Genomic DNA, 23,928 nt, shown 5'->3' with positions numbered 1-23,928 from the left:
ATGAATGTCATATTTCGTCGTTATTATGTTTTGTCGCTTCTAAAGCCGATTTATATCCGTTATAAAGTCGGCATTTACCCCCATTCGGAGTCCTGATCGCCATGACCACCCTGCACAGCACGCCCCGCGCCGATGGCTTTCATATGCCTGCCGAGTGGGCGCCACAGACCCAGACCTGGATGATCTGGCCGGAGCGCCCGGACAATTGGCGCCTGGGCGGCAAGCCGGCGCAGGCAGCTCATGTGGCGGTGGCCAAGGCCATTGCGCGTTTTGAGCCGGTGACCGTGGCGGTTTCTGCCGGTCAGTACGAAAATGCTCGCGCTCGCCTGGATGTGCCCAATATCCGCGTGGTGGAAATGTCCAACGATGACGCCTGGGTGCGCGACACCGGCCCGACGTTCGTCATCAACAACAGTGGCGAAGTGCGCGGCGTGAACTGGGATTTCAACGCCTGGGGTGGTTTTGAGGGCGGTCTGTATGCGCCGTGGAACCGCGATTCCCAGGTGGGCGGCAAGATTCTCGAGATCGAGCGCGCACCGCGTTACCGTACCGAAGGCTTCGTGCTGGAAGGTGGCTCGATTCACGTCGACGGCGAAGGCACGGTGATCACCACCGAAGAGTGCCTGTTGAACCACAACCGCAACCCGCACCTGAACCGTGGGGAAATCGAGGCGGTGCTCAGCGACAACCTGGCGGTGGATAAGGTCATCTGGTTGCCGGATGGCTTGTTCAACGACGAAACCGACGGCCATGTGGATAACTTCTGCTGCTACGTGCGCCCGGGCGAAGTGTTGCTGGCCTGGACCGATGACCCGCAAGACCCGAACTACGCCCGCTGCCACGCCGCCATGGACGTGCTGCAAAGCAGCACTGACGCCAAGGGCCGCTCGTTCACAGTGCACAAGATGCCGATTCCGGGGCCGCTGTATGCCACCGAAGAGGAATGTGCGGGCGTGGACCCGGTGGACGGCAGCCAGGAACGCAACCCGACCGTGCGTCTGGCCGGTTCCTACGTCAACTTCCTGATCGTCAACGGCGGCATCATCGCCCCGAGCTTCGACGACCCGCTGGACAGCCAAGCCAAGGAAATCCTGCAGAACCTGTTCCCCCAGCATGAGGTGGTGATGGTGCCGGGCCGTGAACTGTTACTGGGGGGCGGCAATATCCATTGCCTGACCCAACAGCAGCCAGCCCCGCACAAAAACTGAGTGCAGTTGTAACAATGTCTGGCCGACGATCGGGTGCTACTCGGTTTCAGCGCCCACAGCAAGCCCGCGGCCTAGCAAGGTCGCGGGCTTTTTTGTGTCCGGATGCCCATAAACACGGGACATTGGCATAGCTCTTGTATCGGTGTTGCGACAGTGACCCAAGGTGATGACTGCGCAGTTCTGTCACAAACCTTGAGTAAGTTAGCCGCTCACGCAGTAGGAGAGAGCGCTGAAATGAATGCCGATATCAACCTGATGTACACGCGCACCTTCCACCCTCTGCGGGTCAACGGTGACGCTATCCACGCGCTGGCGCTCTGGTTGAAGGCAAATGGTTCGCGTCAGGTCAGGCAGCAGCCCGACCTGCGCAGTGTGATGAGTGAACGTTACCCGGCGGGGTTGTTCAGCGAAGATGAAATGACGGCGCTGTGCGAATTGATGCACGACTGAAGAACACTGATATCTGAAAATGTGGGAGCGGGCTTGCTCCCACATTTCGTTTTGTTATCGGCTTAGAAGCTGTAGGTGCTTGTCACCACCAGGCTGCGCGGTTCACCCGGCTGGATCTGCGCCACGCTGGTCGCCGAGGCGTAGTAGTTTTTGTCGGCAATATTGTTGAGCGCCGCACGCACGTCCCATTCCTTCTGGCGCAAGCCGACCAACGCATCCCAACGGCCATAACCCGGCAACACCACGGTGTTGAGGTTGTCGGCATAACGGTCGCCCACCAGGGTCAGGCCGGCTTCGGCGTACCAGCCCATCTCCGGTTTCCAGGTGAGGAACAGGCTGCCATTGCGCTTGGCCACATCGCTGACGCGCTTGCCTTCAAAGCCGTTGTTGTCCTTCTCGACCTTGGCGTCCTGCAGGCCGATGCCGCCGCGCACGTACCAGTTGCCGACGATCTTTCCGGTGGCCGTCAGCTCCACGCCGCGTGAGCGCTGCAGGCCGCTGAGCAGGGTGATGGTGCGGTCCAGCGGGTCACTGGTGCGACGGTTGTAGAGTTCCAGTTCGTACACCGCCAGGGTGGTGCTTAGGCGATCGTCGAGCCAGTCGCTCTTGACCCCGATTTCCTTTTGCTTGGTCAGTTCGGGGCTCAGGTCGTTGACGCTGCCGGCGGCGTTCGGCGTGATGCCGATCAAGCCGCCGCCTGCTGGCGAGAAGGTCTTGCTCCACGAGGCATAGAACGAGTGATGCTCTACCGGCGTCCACACCACCCCGACGCGCGGGCTGGTGCTGTGGCTTTCGACAGCTTGCCGGGTGTTGAGAATCCTGTTGGTGGTGTCCACTTCGAAGTGGTCGTAACGCAGGCCACCCAGCAATTGCCATTGGTCATTGAGGCGCAGCTGGTCCTGCACATACAGCGCACGGCTTTCGACTTCGGTGTGGTTGTTGCTGGAAACACTCATGCGCCCGGTATGGCGCAGGTTGCGGTTGGGGTTGTTGAGGTCCAGGCTCGGCACGGCCTGCCGACCGGGGCCGCTGGTAGCGGCGGTATACAGTTTCGGGTCGCGGCGCTGGCTGCCTAGCTCAAGGCCGGTGAGCAGGCGATGCTCCAGGCCGTAGGTGTCGAAGCCGCCCTCCAGTTCAAGGTTGTTGAACACGTTGCGGGTGTTCAGGTCCTGCTGCCAGTGTTGGCGGGTAACCTGGTTGGTCGCGGCGGTGTAGCCGGTCTGGTAGGTGTTGTCGAAGTCGCTGTTGAGTTTGAACACGCCCAGGGTATGGCGCAGTTGCCAGTTGCTGTTCAGCTCGTAGGCGAGCTTGGAGCGCAGGGACTGGGATTTGTCGTCGATGTAGTCGTGGTTGTCGAAGTAGGTGGTGCTGCGGCTCACATCCGCCGGCCGGCCGTTGACCCCAGGAATGCCACGGTCGGGCGTACGGTTGTAGCGGCTGTATTCGTATTGCACCAGCCAGTTCAGGTCGGGCGTGAGCTGCCAACTCATGGACGGCGCGAACAACTGGCGGTTACCACTGACGGCATCGCGGAAGCTGTTGTTGTCCTGGTTGCCCATGTTCAGGCGCAGGCTGATGTTTTCGGTGGGGTCGGTGCTGAGGTCGGCGTACAGGCTGCGCAAATCATCGCTGCCGCCCTGGGCTTCGATACTTGATTTGTGCCCGGCCTGGGGCAGCTTGCTCACGCGGTTGACGATCCCTCCCTGGCCGCCTCGCCCGTAAAGCACCGCGGCAGGCCCCTTGAGCACTTCGATGCGCTCGATGTTATGCAGGTCGCGCACGTACTGGCTGTCGTCACGAATGCCGTCGAGGTAGAAGTCATTGCTGGCGTCAAAACCGCGGATGCGCAGGCTGTCGAAACGGGTGTCGGCACCGCTGCTCACGTTGGGGATGCCGCTCAACGCCTGGCCCAGGTCGTTGGTGCCGTAGGAGCGCAGGCTTTCGGTTTTCACCGAATCGATCGCCTGGGGCACATACCGTACCGAAGTGGCGGTGCGGGTAGCGGTGCTGGTTTCCCTGACGCGAGGGTCGTCTTCGTCAGCTTCTGCGCTGACTGAAGTTTCAGGCAAGACCGTGGTCGCACAGGCAAAACCGGCAGACAGCAAAACAGAAAGCCCCAGGGTGATGGGCGTCAGGCGATAGGCAGGCATGAAGGCATGTATCCAGAAAGTTTGGGAGGGAAAAATGCGCGCGAATGGTAATGCTTTGCATTTGCGCGCGTTATCCATTGCCAAACGTATCGCCTGGAAAATATGTTACTTCATGTGTTTTTTAGGGGTATTGAAGGGATTTTCAGACTTTCAGCGAAGTGCCGTAGGACGTTGCTTAGAATTATTTCGCCTAAATACAGACGATTCACGAAATTGACACATAGTTCAACGCGCGCATAGGATTGCGCCCAACGCCTGTGGCTAACCGCCATGACTCATCCAATAAAAAAAGGCCCGCGGCAGTTCAGTCGTCCGCGGGCCTTCTTTTTTCTGGAAAAAGTCGACACCAGAAAAGCAACACGGAGCCTGGTGTCACAGCGCGTACTCAACCAGTAATAAGGAATACAAGAAAATGTTGAAGCAACGGATGGGTCTGATCGCTCTGGGGATTTTGAGCGCTACTCAGGCAATGGCCAACGACCAGGAGCAATCCAAGGGTTTTGTTGAAGACAGCCACCTGAACATCGCAGCACGCAATGCCTACATCAGCCGTGACTACAAGAACGGCAAGCAAGACAAAGCCGAATGGGGCCAGGGTTTCATCGGCAAGTTCGAGTCCGGCTTCACCCAAGGCACCGTTGGTGTGGGTGTGGATGCCATCGGCCAATACGCTATCCGTCTGGACGGTGGCAAAGGTCGCAGCGGCGCGGGCGGCATCAACTTCTTCAAGCAGGGCGACAGCGGCGAAGCCGCCCGTGACCTGTCCAAAGGCGGCGCTGCCGTGAAGTTCCGCGTCTCCAACACTGTGCTCAAGTACGGTGATCAGTTCCCGGCCGTGCCGGTGCTGGAATACGACAACTCCCGCCTGCTGTCCGAAACCTACACCGGTACTTCGATCGTTTCCAAAGAGATCGCTGGCCTGCAGCTGGACGCCGGTCACTTCACCAAGGAAGCTCAGAAAGCGGCTGAAGGCACCGACAGCGGCCGCCTGAAAAGCATCGACTACATCGGTGGTAGCTACAAATTCACCGAAAGCCTGTCGGCTGCCCTGTACGCTTCCGACATGGAAGACGTACTGAAGAAGCAATACGTCAACGTCAACTACGTGCTGGCCCTGCCAGAGAAGCAGTCGTTGACCTTTGACTTCAACGGCTACAAAACCAAGCTGGACAAGAGCTTCGCCCAGCTGACCCAAGGTGACGCTGACGCCCGCGACAACAAGATCTGGAGCCTGGGCGCTACCTGGGCTGTCGGCCCGCACAGCTTCACCGTGGCCCACCAGCGCAGCACCGGTGACACCGGTTACCTGTACGGCGGCTACCGCAACAACACCAAGGACAGCGGCATCGGCGACGGTGGCAACACCATCCTGCTGGCCAACTCCTACTGGTCAGACTTCAACGGCAAGGACGAGCGCTCCTGGCAAGCGGGCTACGGCCTGGACTTCAGCGCCTTCGGCGTGCCTGGCCTGACCTACAACATCGCCTACGTGCGCGGCACCAACATTGACGACGGTTCCAACCGCGGCAGTGGCACCGAGCGTGAAATCTTCAACCAGTTCAAATACGTCGTTCAGAGCGGCCCGGCCAAAGACCTGAGCCTGCGTGCTCGTGCGTCGTGGTTGCGCGTCTCCAACAACGCCAGCAACTACAACGTAGGTGGTAACGAACTGCGTCTGTTCGCCGACTACCCGATCAACGTGTTCTGATTGATCGCGCGTTACGCCTGATTCAAGGCGATAAAAACCCCGACTGGTTCGGGGTTTTTTTATGCCTGGCGGTTTTGCACAGAAAAACAGCCAGGCGAGGGCGCAAAAAAGGCGGGAACCTGCATGCGAAGCAAGCAGCGCCCAGGCGCTGCCCGCCCGTCACATCAGTTTTGCGGACGCTGTTTGGTGGCGTCCAGCTCGGCCTTTTTGGCCGTGCTGATTTCGGTGATCTTTGCCGACTTCTCGATCGCCATGTTGAACGTGGCTTCCATCTTGGCAATCGCCGAATCGGCGTTGTTGGTGCTGCCGGTCCCGCTGGTGGCCGGTGGCTTGCTGCCGCCGCCGCAGGAAGGAGGAACGCACGACATTGGAGCTCCTTGCATCGTCAGGATGCGCGTTAAGGGTGGGAGGGGAACACCAGGCGATGCTACTTAGCCAGTATCGCGGGCGGGTGTGAAATCTTGTGGAACTGGCGTGAACACTTGTTACACCGCATCACTAATGAAGTACTCCGAGCCACCTTTATCCCTCAATGGCGCAAGCCTAAATTGGCCCCACTGCCGGCCCATCATCCCGATGCCCGGCCACTGGAGCCTCTGCCATGCCCTTTGTCAGCCTGCGCATTACCCGTGATGGCGTCACCCCGGAGCAAAAAGCCCAGGTCATCGCCGAGTTCACCGAAACCCTCGAACGCGTCCTGCACAAACGCCCGGACCTGACTCACATCGTCATCGAAGAAGTCGACACCGATAACTGGGGCTACGCCGGCATCACCACCACCGAATACCGCAAATCCCAAGCCTCTTCTGGAGAAGCATCATGAGCAAAGTCGTCATCATTACCGGCGCCTCCCAAGGCATCGGCGCCGCAGTGGTCCAGGCCTACCGCGCCCTCGATTACCGCGTGGTCGCCACCTCGCGTTCGATCCAGCCGTCCACCGACCCGAACATTCTTACCGTGGCCGGCGATATCGCTGACCCCGCCACCGCCCAGCGCGTGGTCCGCGAAGCCCTGGCCACCTTCGGGCGTATCGACAGCCTGATCAACAACGCCGGCATCTTCATCGCCAAACCGTTTACCGCCTACACCCCGGAGGACTACGCCAACGTCCTCGCGGTGAACCTCAACGGCTTCTTCTATATCACCCAGCTCGCCATCGCTGAGATGGAAAAGAACCGCACCGGCCATGTGGTCAACGTCACCACCAGCCTTGCCGACCACGCCATCGACGGCGTGCCTTCGGTACTCGCCAACCTCACCAAAGGCGGGTTGAACTCGGCAACCAAATCACTGGCGATTGAATACGCCAAGCGCGGCATCCGCGTGAATGCCGTAAGCCCGGGCATCATCAAGACGCCTATGCATGGCGAGGAAACCCACGCCGCGCTGGGGCAATTGCACCCGGTGGGGCATATGGGTGAAGTGAGTGATATCGCCCAGGCCATCCTCTACCTGGAGAACGCAGCGTTTGTTACCGGCGAGATCCTCCACGTGGACGGCGGGCAAAGCGCCGGTCACTGATCCACACGCCCGGCCTGGTTCGGCCGGGCGTTGTCCTCCCGTGGCGAGCGGCCAAAGAAGGCTTTGTAGGCCCGACTGAAAGCCGCTTCCGACTCATAGCCCACCGCGAAACCCACCTCGCCGATTCGACTGTCGTGCTGCGACAACAGGGTTTTCGCCAGGGTCAGCCGCCACTCATTCTGATAGCGCAACGGCGAACGCCCGATCAATGAACTGAAGCGCTCACAGAAATTGGAGCGCGACATGCCCGCCAGTTCAGCCAGCGCATCAATGCGCCACTGCTGCCCCGGTGTCGCATGAATGGCCCTCAGCGCCCGGGCGATACGCGCATCCGACAACCCACCCAGCCATCCCGACGCGGCGCCCTGATGCACCCAGGTGCGCAAAATGCGGATCACCACCAGATCGATCAGGCGCGAAATCATCAACGCACCGCCCGGCTGCGTGTCATGGGCTTCGAGCAACATGAAATGCAAAATTCCTTCCGACCACGGCGCGGCGTCGGCGTGACGAAGAAGGATCAGCCGGGGCAGGGCGAACAGCATCGCCTGGAAACTGCTCGCGTCGAACCAGAACCGACAGATCACCAGCGTCGCCGGCCCGTCGACCGCCGTGATCGTGATGCCCGTGGGGTCATGGGGCAGCAGAATGATATCGCCCTGCTCAAGCATCGTGGTGGGCTGACCGGCGCCCTCCAGAAGCAACCGACCTTGCTGAAGCACGCCGATGTGCGCGCTCTTCTCATCCAGTTCAAGGCATTGCGCTTCCACCAGTGCCGCGGAATACACCCGATCGCCCGTCAGACGGATCTGCGCCAGCACTTGGGACAGCAGATCCCCTTTGGCCAGCCCCTCTAACTGCATTTCCGGATGAATGATCAAGTTTTCGAGGGGATTCATCATGTTGGTTCCACCACGCCTTCACTAAGCTGAGCCCAAGATCATAGCGCGCTGGGCCAAGCAGAACGCAACCGCCAAACATCAGCCGTTTATGCCTATCGTCCAATCACACGAGAACCCACCATGTTCGGAATCTCCGCCCTCGGCTGGCTACACACCCTCGGCAGCCTGCCGGCCATTCCACTGGCCGCCTACATGTTCATCCGCCACGGCCGCATCGTCCCCCGCTCGACGCCGGGCGTGCTCTACCTGGCATCGATGCTGATTGGCGGTTTCACGGTGTTTTTGGTCGCGAAGCAACCGGTCAGCAACGCGATTGGCGTCATTACAATTGCGCTGCTGCTGGCGGGGTATGGCGTGGGATATGTCAGCTGGTTGGGTAGGGCACGGGCGTATCTGGAAACGATCTTCCTGAGCCTGACCGCGTTTTTCCTCATGGTGCCGACCGTTTCGGAGACGTTGCGCAGAGTGCCGGATGGGCATCCGTTTGTGACGGATCTGCAGTCGCCGGTGTTGATTGGGGCACAGGGTGGGATCGCGTTGGCGCTGGTGTTTGGGGTGGCTGCGCAGATAGTTTACCTGCGCAGGCGAGGTGGGCGGTTTGCCTGACACCCAAAAAAGCGCCCCAGTCTTCACAGGCTGGGGCGCTTTTTTGTGGGAGCCGGGCTTGCCCGCGATGGCGCCGGCTCAGTCACTGCATCAACAGCCTATTACAGGGCGATGTCAGGCGACTCCAATACCTTCACCACATCGTCAAGCACGGCCCTGCCAACTCCTGCCAATAATCCAAGCGTGTAGCGCCATAAAATGCGTGACCGTGAGTGGTCGTCAGTTCATTCACGTGTTCTTCGTGAGAGCGAGTGCCAATAAATAGAAAGTGGCCCGGCGCAGTGGGGCGTGAATTTATCGCGTCTTCGGCGGCTTTGAACGCCTGGATTGGGTGAGGCAACAGCGAAGGGAGAAAAGAGAGGGTGGGCTGCACGATAGGGAGAACAAGGCGTGGACGTTTTGTGGACGCTCACCCAAATCCCAGAAACAACAAAGCCCCTGCATTTCTGCAGGGGCTTCGTCTTATATGGTGCCGGCACCAGGAGTCGAACCCGGGACCTACTGATTACAAGTCAGTTGCTCTACCAACTGAGCTATACCGGCGTGTTAGGGCGACGATTATAGCGATTGGCAGGCTTCTGTAAACCCCTGAATTCTGACTATTTTTACAAAACCCACGCTTTTCTCCCTCGCGCTCCTTTTTCCTACAGGCAAGGTTAGGATGCCTACCGCGCCTCAGAGCCTTCAACGCCAGCGCGCAACCCATCCAAATCAAAAGGACGCCCCACGTGAAACGGACGCTATGCCTGTCTCTCCTCCTGCTAACCGCCGCCCTCAGCGGCTGCTCGTCTAATAAGCCTGCCAACGACCCCGCCCTGGTGGGCACGTGGAAAGGCCTTCGCACGCAGACCGACAAATGCCAGTTTCTCTCGTGGACCAACAACCTGCGTTCCGACGGGCGTTTCACCATTACTTTCTTCCGCGATGCGCAGCAGACGCAGGTGATCCAGACGGAGCAGGGCAGTTGGTCGGCGGCCAATGGCAAGAATGAGGTGCGCACCGACGGTGTGCGTACGCCGGATCTGTACACCTATAAGCTGGTGGACCCGGACACGGTGCATTACGTGAGTGTGTCGGCGAGCCCGAGTGGGGACTGCCAAGAAGACTATGCGTTTACCGAGCACCGCATTCGCGGCTGACTCACCGTCGCGCTAAAACCGGGCACCGCTGTGCCCGGTTGGCGCATGCCTCAGTTCCCGTCCCCGCAGTTATCCGTGAATTTCTTGTAGGCCAGCACCTGGGTCTGGCCTTTCGAGTCCAGGTAGGTCATCCGTGCATCCACCACGCCGCAGCCTGCGCGGGTGTCTTCGGTGGTGGACAGTACGCGCTGGATATCGGGCTTTGGCTTCATGTCGGCGTGTGCGTTTACGGCAAAAGCCAGCAGGCTGACGGCGATCAAGGTGTTCCAGTTCATGGTGGGTATCCTCCGGGTTCAATAAGGGTGTGGGCTTATTGAAAGCCGGGGAGGTATCTGGCCTGTGTCAGGCGGCGCGGGTTTTGCTTCGTTGTGTATAGGGGGTAAGCCTGCATACACAGAGATACACGGGCCGTGGCTTTGCCGAGGATTTTGGGTCGACCGCTCAGCCGGTTTTCCCTTGAATCCGGGTGAGGTTTCCGTATTCTGTTGCGCGATATAAATCGTCGGTTTAATCGCGGTTTCATGTAGGCAAATTTTCGAGACAGTGTAGGGCAACCGAATATTTGTTGATGGGTGTGTCAGTTATGCGCCGTTCTTGTCCGCCTGGGCAGCAATGTTTGCGAAAAAGTAGCGCAACTTCATGTTCTCTAAGTGAATGCATTTTTCGCCGTCAAACTGTCATAAAAATGGCGTCATGCCGTTCGTCGGATTAAATTGAACTAAAAGCATCAAAATACTGACACCATCAATGTGATATCACAGAATGCGCCCCACACCACATAACTAGAAGAATTCAAGGTCAGCACATCGCTGACCTTTTTATCGCCTTTAAAGCGCAAACCGGGTGGGGAGGGGCAGTGAGTGAGTCGGGCAGATGACATTTCAAAACTATTCAACAAGCTGGGTGCCAACCCGAATGGTTACCGCGAGATCAACGTTGTCCACGAGTACCTCGAGGACGATGTAGAGGTCCTGGAAAGCCCGGTAGTCGTTGAAACGCCCCCGGTGATAGAAGTGCCCCCGGTCATGGAGGCGCCTTCCGCTCCCTTGCTGCGTTTGCTCGAAGAACTGAACCACGGCGAAGCCGACCACCTGCACCCGCCCGAAGTGGTGGAGGGCCGGGACGGCGAGGTGTATTCGGAGCTTTCCAGCCCGACCGTCGTGGTGGTGGTCTCGATCAAAGGCGGCGTTGGTCGCAGCACGCTGGCGGCAGCGATTGCCAGCGGCTTGCAGCGCCAGGGTCGCCCGGCACTCGCCCTGGACCTGGACCCGCAAGATGCCCTGCGTCATCACTTGTGCCTGGGCCTGGACATGCCGGGCGTCGGCGCCACCAGCCTGCTCAATGAAGGTTGGGAAGCGCTGCCCGAGCGTGGTTTTGCCGGCTGCCGCCTGGTGGCATTCGGCAGCACCGACCACACCCAACAGCAGAGCCTGAACCGCTGGCTCGGCCAGGATGCCGAGTGGCTGAGCAAACGTCTGGACAGCCTCAAGCTGAACGGCCAGGACACGGTGATCATCGACGTCCCGGCCGGCAATTCGGTGTACCTCAGCCAGGCCCTGTCGGTGGCGGACCTCGTGTTGGTGGCCGTACAGCCCGACGTGGCGTCGTTCAGCACCCTGGCGCAGGTAGACAGCCTGCTCGCACCGGCCCTGGCGCGCGAAACACCGCCACAACGCTGCTACGTGATCAACCAGTTGGACGCCGCGCACCGCTTCAGCCTGGACATGGTCGAGGTGTTCAAGACGCGCCTGGGCGATGCCCTGCTGGGCACCGTGCACCGCGATCCTTCCTTCAGCGAAGCCCAGGCCTACGGGCGTGATCCCCTCGACCCTACCGTCAACAGTATCGGCTGCCAGGACGTCCACGCCCTGTGCCGCGCCTTGCTCGAACGCATCGACTCGGACCTTCCATGACCGACACTACGTCCTCCACGCCCTTCGTCGAAGGGCGCGCTGAACAGCGCCTAAATGGCGCCATTGCGCGCTTCAATCGCTGGCCGGCGGCGCTGCGTACGGTACTGGTTGTCACCAGTGGCGTGCTCGGCGCCCTGCTGTTGATGAGCATCATCGCTGCACCGCTGGACCTCTACAGCCAGTTCCTGTTTGCCGGCGTGTGCTTCCTGGCGGTGCTGGTGCTGCGCAAGATCCCGGGGCGCCTGGCGATCCTCGCGCTGGTGGTGCTGTCGCTGGTGGCGTCGCTGCGCTACATCTTCTGGCGACTCACCTCCACCCTCGGGTTTGAAACCTGGGTCGACATGTTCTTCGGCTACGGCCTGGTGGCGGCCGAGTTCTACGCCATGGTCGTGCTGATCTTCGGCTACGTGCAAACCGCCTGGCCCCTGCGCCGCCAGCCCGTGTGGCTCAAGACCGAGCCGGAAGAATGGCCGACGGTCGACGTGTTCATTCCCACCTATAACGAAGCCCTGAGCATCGTCAAACTGACCATCTTCGCCGCCCAGGCGATGGACTGGCCAAAAGACAAGCTGCGCGTCCACGTGCTGGACGACGGCCGTCGCGACGACTTCCGCGACTTCTGCCGCAAGATCGGCGTCAACTACATCCGCCGCGACAACAACTTCCACGCCAAGGCCGGTAACCTCAACGAAGCCTTGAAGGTCACCGACGGCGAATACGTCGCCCTGTTCGACGCCGACCACGTGCCGACGCGCTCCTTCCTGCAAGTCAGCCTGGGCTGGTTCCTGAAAGACCCGAAGCTGGCGATGCTGCAAACGCCGCACTTCTTCTTCTCGCCGGATCCGTTCGAGAAGAACCTCGACACCTTCCGCGCCGTACCCAACGAAGGCGAGCTGTTCTACGGCCTGGTGCAGGACGGCAACGACCTGTGGAACGCCACCTTCTTCTGCGGTTCCTGCGCGGTGATCCGTCGCAAGCCCCTGCTGGAAATCGGCGGCGTGGCCGTCGAGACCGTGACCGAAGACGCCCACACGGCGCTCAAGCTCAACCGCCTGGGCTACAACACCGCTTACCTGGCCATCCCGCAAGCTGCGGGCCTGGCGACCGAAAGCCTGTCACGGCACATCAACCAGCGGATTCGCTGGGCGCGGGGCATGGCGCAGATTTTCCGTACCGACAACCCGCTGCTGGGCAAGGGCCTGAAGTGGGGCCAGCGCATCTGCTACGCCAACGCCATGCTGCACTTCTTCTATGGGTTGCCGCGCCTGGTGTTTCTCACCGCGCCGCTGGCTTACCTGGTGTTCGGTGCCGAGATCTTCCACGCGTCGGCGCTGATGATCGTGGCCTACGTGCTGCCGCACTTGGTGCACTCCAGCCTGACCAACTCACGGATCCAGGGGCGTTTCCGTCACTCGTTCTGGAACGAGGTGTACGAGACGGTACTGGCCTGGTACATCCTGCCGCCGGTGCTGGTGGCGCTGGTCAATCCCAAGGCTGGTGGCTTCAACGTCACCGACAAGGGCGGCATCATCGACAAGCAGTTCTTCGACTGGAAACTGGCGCGCCCCTACCTGGTGTTGCTGGTGGTGAACCTGGTGGGCCTGGGCTTTGGCGTGCATCAACTGGTGTACGGCGCGGAAAACACCGCCGTCACCGTCGCCATCAACATGACCTGGACCCTCTACAACCTGATCATCACCAGCGCCGCCGTGGCCGTGGCCTCCGAGACGCGCCAGGTGCGTTCCGAGCCGCGTGTGAGTGCGAAGTTGCCGGTGAGTGTGATCTGTTCCGACGGCCGTGTGCTTCACGGGATCACCCAGGACTTCTCGCAGAACGGCTTCGGCCTGATCCTCGATGATGGACACTCCATTGTCCAAGGCGAACGGGTGCAGTTGGTGTTGACGCGCAACGGTCAGGACAACCTGTTCCAGGCGCGAGTGGCGTTCAGCAAAGGTACCCAGATTGGTGCGCAGTTCGAGTCATTGAGCCTGCGCGAGCAAAGCGAACTGGTGCGCCTGACGTTCTCACGTGCCGACACCTGGGCCGCCAGCTGGGGTGCCGGCCAACCCGATACGCCGCTGGCCGCCTTGCGCGAAGTCGGCGGTATCGGCATCGGTGGTCTGTTCACGTTGTGCCGCGCCACCCTGCATGAATTACGTATGGCCCTGCGCCGCACGCCCTCACAACCGCTTGATACGCTGATGGACAAGCCATGACCTTCACACCTCTTTTCGCGCGCGCCCCTTCGCGTGCCGCACGCGCGTTGATGATCGCTTCGCTGCTGGGCCTGAGCCCGCTGCTGCAGGCGGCCGACAAAGCAGCGATTGCCCCCGTTGCCGCGCAAGGTGCCGAGAACGGCTACAGCCTCACGCTCAAGCAATTGGGCCGTCGCGACACCATGAACCTGCAGGGTGTGGAGTCGTCCGACAGCGTCAACTTCGACATCCGCGCCGACCAGGTGGTGACAGGCGCCCAACTGTTGCTCAACTACAGCTATTCGCCGGCGTTGCTGGCGGACCTCTCGCAGATCAACGTGCTGGTCAACGACGAAGTCGCCGCCAGCCTGCCGTTGCCCAAAGAGGGTGCCGGCACGGCGCAACAGGCCGTGGTACAGATTCCGCCGCACCTGATCACCGAGTTCAACCGCCTGCGGTTGCAGTTCATCGGTCACTACAGCATGTCCTGCGAGGACCCGCTGCACAGCAGCCTGTGGGCGAAAATCAGCAACACCAGCGAACTGAAAGTGCAGGTTTCGTCGATCCAGTTGAAAGATGATCTGTCGGTGTTGCCGCTGCCGTTCTTCGACAAGCGCGATGCCCGCCAGGTCAACCTGCCGTTCGTGTTCGCCACCGCGCCGGATAACGCCACCCTGGAAGCGGCGGCCACGTTGTCTTCGTGGTTCGGCGCAATGGCCAGCTACCGTGGCGCTACGTTCCCCACGGCCTACGGCACGATCCCGGCCAAGGGCAATGCCATTGTGCTGGTGCTCAGCCCCAACGCCGTCGACGTCAATGGCGTGAAAGTGGCGCAAGCCACCGGGCCGACCCTCAACCTGATCGCCAACCCTAACGACCCTCAGGGCAAATTGCTGATCGTGTCGGGCCGCGACGGCGCCGAACTCAAGCGCGCAGCGACCGCTGTGGCGCTGGGCAGCCCGGTGCTCGCTGGCAACAGCGTGGTGATCGACAAACTCGAAAGCCTGGCACCGCGCCGTCCTTATGACGCACCGAACTGGGTGCCCAGTGATCGCCCGGTGCGCCTGGGTGAACTGGTCGAGTTGAAAAAACTCAGTGTCTCGGGCTACAACCCGGGCGCCATCAACGTGGATTTCCGCCTGCCGCCTGACCTGTTCAACTGGCGTGAAGAAGGTGTGCCGCTGCACCTCAAATACCGCTACACGCCGCAGCAGGTGTCGACCAATTCCTCGCTGCTGGTGGGCCTGGACGACCAATTCATGAAGTCCATGCCACTGCCGTCGATCACCAACCTGGCGGATGGCAAGACCCTGTTGAGCATGATGCAAAAGGACAACACGCTGCCGCGCGAAGCCACTGTGCTGCTGCCGATCAGCTCCGCGTCGCCGATGTCCAAGCTGCAACTGCGCTTTATGTACGACTACATCAAGGAAGGCGAATGCCGGGACATCATCGTCGACAACATGCGCGGCGCGATCGACCCGGATTCGAGCCTGGACATCAGCGGCTACCAGCACTTCATCGCCATGCCTAACCTGGGTGTGTTCAATGACGCAGGTTTCCCGTTCACCCGCCTGGCGGACCTGTCCGAATCGGCCGTGGTGCTGCCTGACACCTTTGGCACCGACGAGCTGAGCGCGTACCTGACCATCCTGGGCCGCTTCGGCGAGTCCACCGGTTACCCGGCGACAGCCGTCAAAGTGGTGCAAGCCAAGGACGTGCAAAGCGTTGCCGATAAAGACCTGCTGGTGATCGCCACCGGTGCCGACCAGCCGTTGTTCAAGCAGTGGCAGCAATACCTGCCGGCGACCGCCGACGGCCCGCAACAGCACTTCAAGCTGTCCGACCTGCCGCGCTACGTCAGTACCTGGATCAGCCCGGATGCCGAAGCCAACAAGCACGCGGCCAACGCGGCCATCAGCTTCAACAGCTTGAGCACCAGCACCTGGTTTGCCGGTTTCGAATCGCCGCTCAAGGCCGGGCGCAGCGTGGTGTTGATCTCCAGTACCAAGCCCGCAGGCTTGCAAGCCGCGACCGCCGTACTGATTGGCGGCGACCAATACAAAGACACCATCCAGGGCAGCCTGGCGGTGGTGCAAGGCACGCAGGTCGACTCATTGGTGGCTGACCAGCAGTACTACGTCGGCAAACTGGGCCTGTTCAAGTCGGTGCAATGGCAACTGTCGCAGAACCTGGGGTGGATGCTGTTGTTCACCTTCCTCGGCCTGGCGATTGTCTCCTGCCTGATTTACCTGTCCCTGCGTGCCCGTGCAAAACGGCGGTTGGCATGATGCGTCCAGCCGCTTGGGTTGTGGTGGGCGCCGCGATGTGTGCGGGGGCTGCCCAGGCCCAGACGTGTGACGCGCAATGGCCGCTGTGGCAGAACTACGCCACGCGCTTTGTGCAGGAAGACGGGCGGGTGCTGAACTCGTCCCTGAACCCCAGCGAGAGCAATTCCGAAGGCCAGTCCTACGCCATGTTCTTTGCCCTGGTGGGCAACGACCGGGCGCGGTTCGACAAGCTGTGGACCTGGACCAAGTCCAACATGGCCGGCAATGACATCAGCCACAACCTGTTCGCTTGGCTGTGGGGCAAGAACAAGGACGGCGAGTGGGGCGTGATCGACGCCAACTCCGCCAGCGATGCCGACCTGTGGATCGCCTATTCGCTGCTCGAAGCGGCGCGTATCTGGAACGTGCCGCAATACCGCGCCGATGCGCAGTTGGTGTTGGCCAATGTGGAAAAAACCCTGATCGTGCGTGTACCTGGCCTGGGCAAGATGCTGTTGCCGGGGCCGGTGGGCTATGCCTATCCGGGTGGTTTGTGGCGCTTCAACCCCAGCTATCAAGTGTTGGCGCAATTGCGTCGCTTCAATAAAGAGCGCCCGAACGGCGGCTGGAATGAAGTCGCCGACAGCAACGCGAAGATGCTGGCCGACCCGCACAGCAACCCCCATGGCTTTGCCGCCAACTGGGTGGGCTACCGCGCCACCAGCGCCACTGCCGGCGTGTTTGTGGTCGATCCGTACTCCGACGACTTGGGCAGCTACGACGCCATCCGCGCCTACCTGTGGGCCGGCATGACCGCCAAGGGCGATCCACTCGCCGCGCCGATGCTCAAGGCCTTGAGTGGCCTGTCGCGGGCGACGGCGGCGTCGGCCAATGGCCTGCCGCCGGAGAAGGTTCATGTGCTCACCGGTGAAGTCGAGAAGAACAATGGCTACTCGCCGCTGGGGTTCTCGGCGTCGGCCATGGTGTTCTTCCAGGCACGCGGCGAGACGGCCCTGGCGCAACTGCAAAAGCAGAAGCTCGACGACGTGCTGGGCAAGGCCATGGCACCCTCCGCACCCGATACCGCGCAGCCGCTTTATTACGACTACATGCTGAGCCTGTTCGGCAAAGGTTTTGCCGATCAAAAGTACCGTTTCGAACAAGACGGTACGGTCAAATTATTCTGGGAGGGCGCATGCGCCGCCACACGCTAGCCCTTGCGATTCTGGCCACCCTGGCGTCTAGCGCCAGCCTGGCTGCAACCAGCGACCCACAAGCCTTGCTGATCGAGCAGGGCAACTACTGGCAGTCGAAGAAGAACCCCGAGCGCGCCCTGGAAAGCTGGCAGAAACTGCTCAGCCTGAGCCCCGAGCAGCCGGACGCGCTGTACGGTATCGGCCTGATCCAAGTGCAACAGCAGCACCCGGAAGAGGCACAGAAATACCTGGCCCGCCTGCGTGCAATTTCGCCACTGCCGCGCCAAGCCTTGCAGCTTGAACAAGACATTACCGTCAACATTCCCGCCAACGCCAAGCTGCTGGAGCAGGCCCGTGAACTGGGTGAACCGGTGGAAGAGCGCGAGCAGGCGGTGGCGCTGTACCGCCAGATTTTCCAGGGGCGCCAGCCTCAGGGCTTGATCGCGCGTGAGTACTACAACGCCTTGGCGTTTACGCCCAAAGGCACGGCTGAAGGTATCGCCGGCCTGCAACGCGTCACACGTGAACGCCCGAATGACTCGATCGCCGCGTTGTTCCTGGCGCGGCACCTGGCGCGTAACCCGTCTTCGCGCGTCGAAGGTATTCGTGCGATGGAGCGCCTGTCGACCGACAACGACGTGGGCGGCGCCGCCGATGAAGGCTGGCGTTTTGCGCTGGTCTGGCTCGGCGCACCCAACCGTGATCAGGTGCCGTTGTTCCAGCAGTTCCTGGCCAAGCACCCGGACGATACTGAGATCCGTGCCCTGATGAACAAAGGCATTGCCCAAGGCAAGGGCGATGGCGGCTGGCAGCGTGATCCCAAGCTGGTCAAGGCGTTCAAGGCCCTCGACGAAGGCGACCTGAAAACCGCCGAACCGTTGCTGGCAGCGCGCCTGGCTGAAAAATCCAATGATGTCGATGCCCTCGGCGGCATGGGTGTGGTGCGCCAACAGCAGCAGCGTTTCAGCGAGGCAGAGAACTACCTCGGCCAAGCCACGCGCCTGCCCGGCGGTGCTGCCTGGCAAAAAGCCTTGAATGACGTGCGCTACTGGAGCCTGCTGAACCAGGCCCGTGACGCACAGAGCGCCGGCCGCAGCAGCCAGGCCCGTGACCTCGCCGCCCAGGCCGAACGCCTAAACCCCGGCAAGACCGACGCCACCATGGCCCTGGCTGGTTTCCAGGCGCAAGACAATCAGCTCGATGCCTCCGAAGCCAGCTACCGCAAAGTGCTGGCGCGCAACCCCAACGACCCGGATGCCCTGAGTGGCCTGATCGGTGTGTTGTCGCAATCCGGCCGGCCCGATGAGGCCTTGAAGCTGATCGACTCGCTGTCCGCGGCCGACCGTGGCAAGTTCTCTTCGAGTGCGAAGATCAAGGCCCTGCGCGCCACCCAGATGGGCAAGGTGGCCGACCAGCGCGGCGACTTGAAAGCCGCGCAGGCGGCTTACCAGCAAGCCCTCGACGCCGACCCGGAAAACCCCTGGACACGTTTCGCCCTGGCGCGCGTGTACCTGCGCGACGGGCAAATCCGCAACGCCCGTGCCCTGATCGATGGCCTGCTCAAAAGCCAGCCCAACCAGCCGGATGCGCTGTACACCAGCACCTTGCTCTCGGTTGAACTGGATGAGTGGAAAGCGGCGGACGCGACCCTGTCGCGCATTCCTGCCGCCCAGCGCACGCCGGACATGAATGAGCTGGCGAGTGACATCGCCCTGCATAAACAGACTGAGATCGCCATCGAGAGCGCCCGCCGTGGCCAACGCCCCGAAGCGTTGGCGCTGCTCGGGCGCAGCGCTTCCCTGGCCGGCAAGAAGCCCGAGCGCCTGGCGGTGCTGGCATCGGCTTACGTCGAAGTGGGCGCGCCGGAGGAAGGCTTGCAGATCATGCAAGGCGTGCTGGAAAAGACCTCGAACCCGACGCCAGACCAGAAGTTGCTCTACGCGGGTGTGCTGCTCAAGGCCAACCACTACACCGAAGCGGGCGACATCCTGCGCGACCTGCAGGGCCAGCCGCTGACCGACGCCGGGCGCCAGCGCTACGAAGACCTGATCTTCCAGTACCGCGTCAAGCAAGCCGATGCGCTGCGCGAAAAAAATGACCTGGTGGCGGCCTACGACATGCTCTCGCCGGCGCTGGTGCAGCGTCCTCACGACACCTCGGCGATCAGTGTGCTGGCGCGCATGTACGCCGATGGCGGCGATGGCAAGAAAGCCATGGCGCTGTACGAGCCGCTGGTGCAGCAGAACCCCAACAACGCTCGCCTGCAACTGGGCCTTGCGGGTATTGCCTTGAAGGGCGGTAATCGCAGCCTGGCCGAATCGGCCACCGACAAGGCCCTGCGCCTGGACCCGACCAGTGCCGAAACGCTGACCGCTGCCGGGCAGATCTATCAGGGGCTGGGCCGTAATGCCGAGGCGGCCGAGTTGCTGCGCCGCGCCCTGGCCATCGAGAGCGCCCAACGCGTCCAGGCGCGCTCGGCACTGGCTGATGCCCAGGGCGTGGCCTACAACCCCTTCGTCGGCTTGCCGGGCCAGCGTCGGCAGATCACTGACCTGGCCGTCGATCGCGGCGCAGTGCCGCCGCCCATCGATGCGCCGGCCAGTACGGTACCGGCGCCGGTGGCTGTGCCGGGGGCTGCGGTCCCTGCCAACGGTTTTGTAGCGTCGAACAAATTGAGCGACCCGTTTGTACCGCCGACGCGTATTGCCGCGCTGGATAACCCGACGTTAAGCCCGGCGCGCCGTGCCCTCGATGGCCTGTTGCGGGATCGCAGCGGCTACCTGGTGCAGGGCCTGAGCGTGCGCAGTAACAACGGTGAAAGTGGCTTGAGCAAAATCACCGAAGTGGACACGCCGTTCGAAGCGCGCATGCCGGTGGGTGACTTGAACGTGGCGTTGCGTGCGACGCCGGTGAGCTTGAGTTCGGGTGCGGTCAAAGCCATTTCGGCCGCGCGTTTTGGTGGTGGTGAAGGGAATGACAAAGCCAAGCGAGAAAACGGCGTCGGCCTGGCTGTTGCCGTCGAAGACCCGGCGCAAGGCGTCAAGGCTGATATCGGTGTGAGCCCGCTGGGCTTTACCTACAACACCGTGGTGGGTGGCGTGAGTGTGAATCGACCGTTCACCGAAGGCGGTAACCTGCGCTATGGCGTCAACGTTTCGCGGCGCCCGGTGACAGACAGCGTGACCTCGTTTGCCGGTTCGACCGCGAGGATCACTGAGGCTGATGGCCAGGTCCGCGAGAAGAAGTGGGGCGGCGTCACCGCCAACGGCGGACGTGCCGAGCTGAGCTACGACGACCAGGAAGTGGGTGCCTACGGCTACGCGTCGTTGCACCAGTTGCTGGGCAACAACGTCGAAGACAACACCCGTATGGAATTGGGCAGCGGCGTCTACTGGTACCTGCGCAACACGCCAACCGACACCCTTACACTGGGCGTCAGCGGCATGGCCATGGGCTTCAAGGACAACCAGGGTTTCTACACCTACGGGCAGGGCGGCTACTTCAGCCCGCAACGCTTCTTCTCCCTGGCCGTGCCGGTTCGCTGGGCACAGAGCTTTGACCGCTTCAGCTACGAGTTGAAAAGTTCGGTGGGCGTGCAGCATATCGCGCAAGATGGCGCCGATTACTTCCCGACGGACAGTCGCTTGCAAGCCAATGCGCCCACCCAGAAATACGACAGCAGCAGCAAGACCGGCATCGGCTACAGCCTCAACGCGGCTGCCGAATACCGCCTCAGCTCGCGCTTTTACCTGGGTGGCGAAGTCGGTGTCGACAACGCCCAGGATTATCGCCAGTACGTCGGCAACGCGTACCTGCGCTACCTGTTTGAAGACCTGAGTGGGCCTATGCCGCTGCCGGTCAGCCCTTACCGTTCCCCGTATTCGAATTGATTGATAGGAGTCATCCATGCCTGTTTCCGCGATTGCCGGCCTGACCCTGCTGGTACTGGGCGAAAGCCACTTGAGCTTTCCCGACCACCTGCTGGACCCGCTGCAAGCCAACCTGACGGCGCAAGGCGCCAAGGTCCACACCATCGGCGCCTGCGGTGCCGGTGCGGCCGATTGGATCGTGCCGAAGAAAGTCGATTGCGGCGCCGAGAACCTGCCGGGCGCCAAGCCACAGGTGTTCGGCAAGAACGCCATGAGCACCACGCCGGTCAAGGACCTGATCGCCAAGGACAAGCCCGACCTCGTCGTGATCATCATTGGCGACACCATGGCGTCCTACCCGGATCCGCAGTTCCCGAAAGTCTGGGCGTGGAAAAGCGTGACCTCCCTGACCAAGGCCATCAGCGAAACCGGCACCAAGTGCGTGTGGGTCGGCCCGGCCTGGGGCAAGGTCGGCACTATGTACAAGAAGGATGACGCGCGCACCAAGCTGATGTCGTCGTTCCTGGCCACCAACGTCGCGCCGTGCACCTACATCGACTCGCTGACCTTCTCCAAGCCGGGCGAGTGGATCACCACCGACGGCCAGCACTTCACCATCGACGGCTACCAGAAGTGGGCCAAGGCCATCGGCGGCGCGCTGTCGGCATTGCCGGCTGACGCTGTGAAGGGAGCCAAGTGATGAAGCGCATTTCCCTGGGCCTGGCGACCTTGCTCGCCAGCGTCAGCGCCTACAGCGCTGACATCCCGCTGTACCCCACCGGGCCGGAAAAAGACTCGGCGTTCCTGCGCTTTGCCAACGGCACCAGCAGCGAGTTGAAGCTGGTGGCCGACGGGTCCAAGGCCAGCCTGGTGCTGGGCGGCGACAAGCTCGTTTCCGACTACCTGCCGGTATCGGGGGGCACTGCGCCGATCAAGGGTGTGTTAAGCCAGGGCGGCAAAACCGCTGATCTGGCGGTCACCGTGGCCCCGGGCGAATTCGCCACGGTGATCGCAGTGGCCGATGCCAAAGGCGGTATTCGCCAGTTGGTGATCCACGAGCAACCGGACGACTTCAACGCGTTGAAGGCCTCGCTGGCCTTCGTCAACGCCGACGCCGCGTGCGCCGACGCCAGCCTTGAAGCCGTGGCGCAAAAGGCCGAACTGTTCAAGAAAGCCGCCGAAGGTTCGGTGCAACGTCGCATGATCAACCCGGTGGAACTGTCGGTGCAGCTCAAGTGCGCGGGTACGCCAACGGGCCAGCCATTGACGTTCACCCTCAAGGCCGGCGAGCGCTACAGCGTGCTGGCATTGCCATCCGCTGCCGGTACCAGGTTGTTGTTCGCGCCTGACACGCTCGCTAACTGATCGGGCCCGAACCCACCATGGTCTTTGCCTCACTCGAATTCCTCACGCTGTTCCTGCCGGCCTTCCTGTTGATCTATGCCCTGGCTCGTCCGAGCTGGCGCAACGTCATCCTGTTGATCGGCAGCTGGTTGTTCTACGGCTGGTTGAGCCCGTTGTTCCTGTTCCTGCACATGGTGTTGACCGTGGTGGCGTGGGTCGGCGGCTTGCTGGTGGACCGCTCCCGTGAGGACGGCAAAGGCCGGGTGCGCCTGTTGATCGCGTTGATCGTGTTCAACACGGCGGTGCTGTGTTGGTACAAGTACGCCAACATCGTCGCGGGCACCGTGAGCGAGGTGATCACCTGGTACGGCTACATGCCGCTCGATTGGCAGCGCGTGGCCTTGCCGGCCGGCTTGTCGTTCATCGTGCTGCAGGCCATTTCCTACCTGGTGGACGTGCACCGTCATACGGTGCCGGTGGAGCGTAGCTTCATCAATTACGCCACCTACATTTCGATGTTCGGGCACTCGATTGCGGGCCCGATCATCCGTTACGACTGGGTTCGCCGTGAGCTGAACCAGCGTTATTTCAACTGGCCGAATTTTTCCCTGGGCGCGCGGCGCTTCATGATCGGCATGGGCATGAAAGTGCTGGTGGCCGACACCTTGTCGCCCCTGGTCGACATCGCGTTTCACCTGGAAAACCCCAGCCTGGTGGACGCCTGGATCGGTTGCCTGGCCTATTCGCTGCAACTGTTCTTCGACTTCGCCGGCTACAGCGCCATGGCAATTGGGCTGGGCCTGATGCTGGGCTTTCACTTCCCGGAAAACTTCAACCGGCCGTACCTGGCCAGCAGCATCCAGGACTTCTGGCGGCGCTGGCACCTGTCGTTGTCCAGCTGGTTGCGCGACTACCTGTACATCGCCCTGGGCGGTAACCGTGACGGCGTGTGGCGCACCTATCGCAACCTGTTCCTGACCATGGCGATTGCCGGGTTGTGGCACGGCGGCGACAGCTGGAACTACCTGCTGTGGGGTTCGGCCCACGGCGTGGCGCTGTGTGTTGACCGTGCGTGGTCGCGGTCGAGCCTGCCGAGCATTCCGCCGGTGCTGTCGCACATCCTCACGCTGCTGTTTGTGTGCCTGGCCTGGACCTTGTTCCGCGCGCCGGACTTCCACTCGGCGCTGACGATGTACGCCGGCCAGTTCGGCCTGCACGGCATGGGCCTGGGTGATGTGATGGCCGTGGCCCTGCGTCCGGCCCATGGCATGGCCGCGTTGTTGGGCCTGGTGTGCATCATCGCGCCGATCTGGCAGGTGCGCTGCGAGCAGCGCTTTGGCACGCAGCCGTGGTTTGTGGTGGCGGCCTCGTTGTGGCCGGTGGCCGGGTTTGTGTTGTCGTTCGCGCTGATTGCCAGCCGCGACGCCGTACCGTTTCTGTACTTTCAGTTCTAAGGA

Annotated in this window: 19 protein-coding genes and 1 tRNA gene; 15 read left to right on the top strand and 5 right to left on the bottom strand. The window is 61.7% G+C overall.

The genetic code is table 11. The features are described from left to right. Nucleotides 1-101: 101 nt before the first annotated feature. Nucleotides 102-1,208, top strand: a complete 1,107-nt coding sequence (gene aguA, locus ACVWVP_RS08210; RefSeq protein ID WP_178918512.1) for an agmatine deiminase — start codon at nt 102-104, stop codon at nt 1,206-1,208. A 234-nt stretch (nt 1,209-1,442) separates the two neighbouring features. After that, nucleotides 1,443-1,658 carry a hypothetical protein gene (locus tag ACVWVP_RS08205; RefSeq protein WP_178918513.1) on the top strand — a complete coding sequence of 72 codons (216 nt, stop codon included), beginning with the start codon at nt 1,443-1,445 and terminating at the stop codon, nt 1,656-1,658. Between the two features lie 62 nt (nt 1,659-1,720). Here ACVWVP_RS08205 and ACVWVP_RS08200 read toward each other — a convergent pair whose 3' ends face one another. Next, on the bottom strand, nt 1,721-3,808 hold the full coding sequence (locus tag ACVWVP_RS08200) for a TonB-dependent receptor (protein ID WP_457405179.1): 2,088 nt from the start codon (nt 3,806-3,808) through the stop codon (nt 1,721-1,723). Nucleotides 3,809-4,220: 412 nt separating this feature from the next. Between ACVWVP_RS08200 and ACVWVP_RS08195 the strand changes: the two genes are divergently transcribed. After that, the gene (locus tag ACVWVP_RS08195; RefSeq protein WP_176997327.1) at nt 4,221-5,516 is read left to right on the top strand and encodes an OprD family porin; all 1,296 of its coding nucleotides are present in this window, start codon (nt 4,221-4,223) and stop codon (nt 5,514-5,516) included. A gap of 164 nt (nt 5,517-5,680) precedes the next feature. Here ACVWVP_RS08195 and ACVWVP_RS08190 read toward each other — a convergent pair whose 3' ends face one another. After that, nucleotides 5,681-5,884, bottom strand: coding sequence for a hypothetical protein (locus tag ACVWVP_RS08190; protein ID WP_176997040.1), 204 nt, complete (start codon nt 5,882-5,884; stop codon nt 5,681-5,683). A 233-nt stretch (nt 5,885-6,117) separates the two neighbouring features. On the opposite strand from ACVWVP_RS08190, the gene ACVWVP_RS08185 reads away from it, so the two are divergent. Together ACVWVP_RS08185 and ACVWVP_RS08180 are read left to right on the top strand one after the other, a co-directional pair. After that, nucleotides 6,118-6,339, top strand: a complete 222-nt coding sequence (locus ACVWVP_RS08185) for a tautomerase family protein (protein ID WP_176997326.1) — start codon at nt 6,118-6,120, stop codon at nt 6,337-6,339. Continuing rightward, entirely contained in the window at nt 6,336-7,037 is a 702-nt protein-coding gene (locus tag ACVWVP_RS08180; RefSeq protein ID WP_178918516.1) for an SDR family NAD(P)-dependent oxidoreductase, read from the top strand. The genes ACVWVP_RS08185 and ACVWVP_RS08180 overlap by 4 nt, the downstream gene beginning before the upstream one ends. On the opposite strand, the gene ACVWVP_RS08175 is transcribed toward ACVWVP_RS08180, so the two are convergent. Continuing rightward, nucleotides 7,031-7,936, bottom strand: a complete 906-nt coding sequence (locus ACVWVP_RS08175) for an AraC family transcriptional regulator (RefSeq protein WP_457405174.1) — start codon at nt 7,934-7,936, stop codon at nt 7,031-7,033. The genes ACVWVP_RS08180 and ACVWVP_RS08175 overlap by 7 nt on opposite strands. A gap of 123 nt (nt 7,937-8,059) precedes the next feature. On the opposite strand from ACVWVP_RS08175, the gene ACVWVP_RS08170 reads away from it, so the two are divergent. Further along, nucleotides 8,060-8,545, top strand: a complete 486-nt coding sequence (locus ACVWVP_RS08170; protein WP_457405172.1) for a hypothetical protein — start codon at nt 8,060-8,062, stop codon at nt 8,543-8,545. 467 nt (nt 8,546-9,012) lie between these two features. Here the strand turns inward: ACVWVP_RS08170 and ACVWVP_RS08165 are convergent. Continuing rightward, nucleotides 9,013-9,088, bottom strand: a tRNA-Thr gene (locus tag ACVWVP_RS08165). A 185-nt stretch (nt 9,089-9,273) separates the two neighbouring features. Between ACVWVP_RS08165 and ACVWVP_RS08160 the strand changes: the two genes are divergently transcribed. After that, the gene (locus tag ACVWVP_RS08160; protein WP_259172789.1) at nt 9,274-9,684 is read left to right on the top strand and encodes a hypothetical protein; all 411 of its coding nucleotides are present in this window, start codon (nt 9,274-9,276) and stop codon (nt 9,682-9,684) included. Nucleotides 9,685-9,734: 50 nt separating this feature from the next. On the opposite strand, the gene ACVWVP_RS08155 is transcribed toward ACVWVP_RS08160, so the two are convergent. Further along, complete coding sequence (locus tag ACVWVP_RS08155) at nt 9,735-9,959, bottom strand: DUF2790 domain-containing protein (protein ID WP_178918520.1); 225 nt, start codon at nt 9,957-9,959, stop codon at nt 9,735-9,737. Nucleotides 9,960-10,544: 585 nt separating this feature from the next. Between ACVWVP_RS08155 and bcsQ the strand changes: the two genes are divergently transcribed. Genes bcsQ through ACVWVP_RS08115 form a run of 8 tightly spaced genes read left to right on the top strand, consistent with a single transcriptional unit; the run spans nt 10,545 to nt 23,925 of the window. Further along, entirely contained in the window at nt 10,545-11,597 is a 1,053-nt protein-coding gene (gene bcsQ / locus ACVWVP_RS08150; RefSeq protein ID WP_259172788.1) for a cellulose biosynthesis protein BcsQ, read from the top strand. Further along, nucleotides 11,594-13,813 (top strand): UDP-forming cellulose synthase catalytic subunit, encoded by a 2,220-nt coding sequence (bcsA, locus tag ACVWVP_RS08145; protein ID WP_457405170.1) that lies wholly within the window; start codon nt 11,594-11,596, stop codon nt 13,811-13,813. Before bcsQ ends, bcsA begins: the two co-directional genes overlap by 4 nt. Further along, a complete protein-coding gene (gene bcsB, locus ACVWVP_RS08140) occupies nt 13,810-16,083 on the top strand; it encodes a cellulose biosynthesis cyclic di-GMP-binding regulatory protein BcsB (protein ID WP_178918522.1) in 2,274 nt (757 codons plus the stop codon). Before bcsA ends, bcsB begins: the two co-directional genes overlap by 4 nt. Next, nucleotides 16,080-17,276, top strand: coding sequence for a cellulose synthase complex periplasmic endoglucanase BcsZ (bcsZ, locus tag ACVWVP_RS08135; RefSeq protein WP_457405167.1), 1,197 nt, complete (start codon nt 16,080-16,082; stop codon nt 17,274-17,276). The genes bcsB and bcsZ overlap by 4 nt, the downstream gene beginning before the upstream one ends. Next, complete coding sequence (locus tag ACVWVP_RS08130; RefSeq protein ID WP_457405164.1) at nt 17,258-21,148, top strand: cellulose synthase subunit BcsC-related outer membrane protein; 3,891 nt, start codon at nt 17,258-17,260, stop codon at nt 21,146-21,148. Before bcsZ ends, ACVWVP_RS08130 begins: the two co-directional genes overlap by 19 nt. A 16-nt stretch (nt 21,149-21,164) precedes the next feature. Continuing rightward, nucleotides 21,165-21,827, top strand: coding sequence for an SGNH/GDSL hydrolase family protein (locus ACVWVP_RS08125; RefSeq protein WP_176997313.1), 663 nt, complete (start codon nt 21,165-21,167; stop codon nt 21,825-21,827). After that, on the top strand, nt 21,827-22,492 hold the full coding sequence (locus ACVWVP_RS08120) for an alginate O-acetyltransferase AlgF (RefSeq protein ID WP_178918525.1): 666 nt from the start codon (nt 21,827-21,829) through the stop codon (nt 22,490-22,492). Before ACVWVP_RS08125 ends, ACVWVP_RS08120 begins: the two co-directional genes overlap by 1 nt. A 17-nt stretch (nt 22,493-22,509) precedes the next feature. Then, complete coding sequence (locus ACVWVP_RS08115) at nt 22,510-23,925, top strand: MBOAT family O-acyltransferase (protein ID WP_457405161.1); 1,416 nt, start codon at nt 22,510-22,512, stop codon at nt 23,923-23,925. Nucleotides 23,926-23,928 lie beyond the last annotated feature (3 nt).

Source organism: Pseudomonas sp. TE24901 (assembly GCF_054058375.1).
The sequence above is the reverse complement of the archived record's forward strand: the minus strand, read 5'-3'. Positions and strand labels throughout refer to the sequence as shown.

Excerpts from the sequence above, each read along its gene's own strand:
- aguA (WP_178918512.1), top strand. The coding sequence starts at position 102 with ATGACCACCCTGCACAGCACGCCCCGCGCCGATGGCTTTCATATGCCT.
- ACVWVP_RS08205 (WP_178918513.1), top strand. The coding sequence starts at position 1,443 with ATGAATGCCGATATCAACCTGATGTACACGCGCACCTTCCACCCTCTG.
- ACVWVP_RS08200 (WP_457405179.1), bottom strand. The coding sequence starts at position 3,808 with ATGCCTGCCTATCGCCTGACGCCCATCACCCTGGGGCTTTCTGTTTTG.
- ACVWVP_RS08195 (WP_176997327.1), top strand. The coding sequence starts at position 4,221 with ATGTTGAAGCAACGGATGGGTCTGATCGCTCTGGGGATTTTGAGCGCT.
- ACVWVP_RS08190 (WP_176997040.1), bottom strand. The coding sequence starts at position 5,884 with ATGTCGTGCGTTCCTCCTTCCTGCGGCGGCGGCAGCAAGCCACCGGCC.
- ACVWVP_RS08185 (WP_176997326.1), top strand. The coding sequence starts at position 6,118 with ATGCCCTTTGTCAGCCTGCGCATTACCCGTGATGGCGTCACCCCGGAG.
- ACVWVP_RS08180 (WP_178918516.1), top strand. The coding sequence starts at position 6,336 with ATGAGCAAAGTCGTCATCATTACCGGCGCCTCCCAAGGCATCGGCGCC.
- ACVWVP_RS08175 (WP_457405174.1), bottom strand. The coding sequence starts at position 7,936 with ATGAATCCCCTCGAAAACTTGATCATTCATCCGGAAATGCAGTTAGAG.
- ACVWVP_RS08170 (WP_457405172.1), top strand. The coding sequence starts at position 8,060 with ATGTTCGGAATCTCCGCCCTCGGCTGGCTACACACCCTCGGCAGCCTG.
- ACVWVP_RS08155 (WP_178918520.1), bottom strand. The coding sequence starts at position 9,959 with ATGAACTGGAACACCTTGATCGCCGTCAGCCTGCTGGCTTTTGCCGTA.
- bcsA (WP_457405170.1), top strand. The coding sequence starts at position 11,594 with ATGACCGACACTACGTCCTCCACGCCCTTCGTCGAAGGGCGCGCTGAA.
- bcsB (WP_178918522.1), top strand. The coding sequence starts at position 13,810 with ATGACCTTCACACCTCTTTTCGCGCGCGCCCCTTCGCGTGCCGCACGC.
- bcsZ (WP_457405167.1), top strand. The coding sequence starts at position 16,080 with ATGATGCGTCCAGCCGCTTGGGTTGTGGTGGGCGCCGCGATGTGTGCG.
- ACVWVP_RS08130 (WP_457405164.1), top strand. The coding sequence starts at position 17,258 with ATGCGCCGCCACACGCTAGCCCTTGCGATTCTGGCCACCCTGGCGTCT.
- ACVWVP_RS08125 (WP_176997313.1), top strand. The coding sequence starts at position 21,165 with ATGCCTGTTTCCGCGATTGCCGGCCTGACCCTGCTGGTACTGGGCGAA.
- ACVWVP_RS08120 (WP_178918525.1), top strand. The coding sequence starts at position 21,827 with ATGAAGCGCATTTCCCTGGGCCTGGCGACCTTGCTCGCCAGCGTCAGC.
- ACVWVP_RS08115 (WP_457405161.1), top strand. The coding sequence starts at position 22,510 with ATGGTCTTTGCCTCACTCGAATTCCTCACGCTGTTCCTGCCGGCCTTC.